Source organism: Erwinia sp. 009765445 (assembly GCF_058137865.1).
Genome location: NZ_JBYUWC010000069.1, coordinates 1 through 272 on the forward strand (window position 1 = coordinate 1; position 272 = coordinate 272).

The 272-nt window shown below is 53.3% G+C and carries 1 pseudogene; it reads left to right on the forward strand.

What is annotated here, in order from left to right:
* Positions 1-272, forward strand: a pseudogene (yehX, locus tag AC3Y5R_RS24255) (glycine betaine ABC transporter ATP binding protein YehX); the annotation flags it as partial.

Sequence of the window (272 nt, forward strand, 5' to 3'; positions counted from 1 at the left end):
GAATTTAGCCATGTCAGCAAACTGTTCGGCGCACAAAAAGCCGTTAACGATCTCAATCTCAATTTTCAGGAAGGGAGTTTTTCGGTGCTGATTGGCACATCTGGCTCCGGCAAATCCACCACCCTGAAAATGATTAACCGCCTGGTGGAGCATGACAGCGGCGTGATCCGTTTTGCCGGAGAAGAAATTCGCTCGCTGCCAGTGCTGGAGTTGCGCCGCCGGATGGGCTATGCCATTCAATCTATTGGCCTGTTCCCCCACTGGAGCGTGGC